The organism is Xanthovirga aplysinae (genome assembly GCF_009711365.1).
Taxonomy (GTDB): domain Bacteria; phylum Bacteroidota; class Bacteroidia; order Cytophagales; family Cyclobacteriaceae; genus Xanthovirga; species Xanthovirga aplysinae.
The window spans coordinates 1-1,200 of record NZ_SMMB01000346.1; the positions used below are offsets into that span (position 1 = coordinate 1).

A 1,200-nucleotide genomic window follows, 5' to 3' on the forward strand; every position below is an offset into this window, starting at 1 on the left:
TTGTACCCAAAAAAAGATTAACAGACAGCAAGCCATACCTACGGCAAGACCTATTACATTGATAAAGGTATAAAGTTTTCGCTTTACTAAATTTCTAATAGCGATTTTTAAGTAGTTTTTTATCATAGTTGAAAGATAAAAGTTATTGGGCAATGTGCTGTCTTCTTGTTACTCAAGAAGCATGCCACCAAAAATGGGACTTTAAACGTTTTTTGACAAGTTTTTTGTAAATAGGATGTCCGTCAGCGAACGTGTTTGTCTGCTGACGGACGGTCTATAGTTTTACTTAAAGCGTTAAAATTTTTTCAATAGTCTTGTCTTTAAAATCATTATTATGATAAAAGGTATTATAAAATTCAAATCGATCTTCTGGATAATTGAAATCAAAATCTACAGGAATTCCCCTAATTTCATATTGATTTCCTGCAGGGTCAGAAAATACTTCATTAGAAAGACTAAATTCCCAACCATTTGGGAGGTTTTTCCAAAGTACCTCTGAGAAAATTCCTTTGGTGGAGCGCCCGTATCTTTTTATATTCGGAAAAGATAAGGCTCCTAAGGTGAAAACCTCCGCAGCACTAGCTGTAATACTACTGGTGAGTAAATGAACTTGCCCTTTAAACACCCTTGGCGATGGTTCAATAATGTATTTTTGTTCTTGGGTAAAGGAATTACCCTTCCTGGCTTTTATTGATAAAATGTGTTTGGGTTGGTCAATAAAAAAACTAAGGATTTTCAGAGCAACAGTATCATAACCTCCTCCGTTAAATCTTAGGTCTAGAATAATGGATGGAGAATTTTCCAGATCTTCAAGAATGAGGTTCATTACATACTCAACACCGAGTAATTCATCATGGAAATATTCAAGTGGTGATTTAGATTGGCTCTTTTTCTCATATTCTTGATCAAAAATTTTTCCCCTGCTCTTTTCTGATGAGACATAATTGGCAAAACCTTCCATATCGGATATCAGAATATATCCTATTTCACTGTTTTTTATTTTTCCCCATTTAATAACACCATTATTATAACTTTTACTTTGGACAAGATAATTTTCAATTAGTTCACGTTTTACTGTCGTTGAAGTTTTGGCATTTTCGGGCTTTTTTATCTTTTTCACTGATGACCGTAAGGAAGCAGGTACATCCAGGTTGATATGTCCATCCTTAAATTTGCAAAGGATTTCCGAAAACAGTTTGT

At 34.1% G+C, this 1,200-nt stretch carries 1 protein-coding gene; it reads right to left on the bottom strand.

Going from position 1 to position 1,200, the window contains the following annotated elements:
- Positions 1-286: 286 nt before the first annotated feature.
- The coding region (locus tag E1171_RS01080) for a S41 family peptidase (RefSeq protein ID WP_246164101.1) at positions 287-1,200 on the bottom strand (914 nt) is incomplete at its 5' end.